1 pseudogene is annotated in these 1,002 nt (G+C 43.8%); it reads right to left on the reverse strand.

Going from position 1 to position 1,002, the window contains the following annotated elements:
* Positions 1-21 precede the first annotated feature (21 nt).
* Positions 22-897: pseudogene (locus A4S05_RS38250) on the reverse strand (CHAT domain-containing protein); the annotation flags it as partial.
* Between the last annotated feature and the right edge of the window lie 105 nt (positions 898-1,002).

A 1,002-nucleotide genomic window follows, 5' to 3' on the forward strand; every position in this document is an offset into this window, starting at 1 on the left:
CCCCAGTCCCCAATCCCCCAATCACAACCAATTGCCAATCAATACATAGGCAGACCAAAAGCTTGGCGCTCTGTAGTTGGGATGTTTCAGCAGTTGTAGCTGGGCACGGTGGACTGCTTCGGCTTTGGTAATTTTTCCACTCTTAAGTTCTCGATAGAAGGCACTCACAAACATTGCTGTTGATTCATCATCAATTTGCCATAGGGAAGCTATGGTACTACGTGCCCCTGCTCGTACAGCTGCTCCTGCTAGACCGAGTGCTGCACGGCTGTCTCCTGATGCTGTCTGACAAGCACTCAAAACTAATAGTTCTACGATGCTTTTACCCTGACTGCGGAAGAGAGTATCAAAATCCTTGACATTGATCTGACCATCAAAATCTAAAATGAAAGTGTCTTCAAGGCGGGAACTAAACTGACCGTGGGTTGCTAAATGCACTATGTTGAATGAAGTTGCACTAATTTCACTCTCTAAATTCTTTTTCTTAAATTCCCCATCCACTAAGCTAGTTGTCGAAACTCCAGCTTTGGTAATGCCGTCAAATTCAGATTTAATCGCAAGCAATGGTGCAAATTTGGGAAATCCTGGCGGTGGCTGAGTCAGTCCTGCGGTTAGCGCTCTGAGCTGCTGTTGCACTAGCGGTTTTGGATCGAGGAGTTGCAAACCCACGCTCAGAGCGATCGCATATTTCTCTACCAAGTATTGTTTACCATCATAGAGAGCTGCCATTGGTAAGTTGCGTAATGGCCCATCCAAAACGAATACTAAAGTATCGACGCCACTTTTTTGCAATTCTGACTCAATAGGTTTAAGCAGCCAGTTGTAAACTTCTTGCGATTGCTTTTGAACGTTCTTGGTAGCGGTGGGATTGACAAGATTTTTTCGCAGTTCTACTATGGCGTTTACCAGTCTAATAAAGTACACTAATTAAGATAAATTCAGTGCATCTACTCAAGGGTAAAAATGAAACCATATTCCCTCGACTTTCGCCAAAAAATATTG

This window comes from Nostoc sp. KVJ20, assembly GCF_001712795.1.
Lineage (GTDB): Bacteria > Cyanobacteriota > Cyanobacteriia > Cyanobacteriales > Nostocaceae > Nostoc.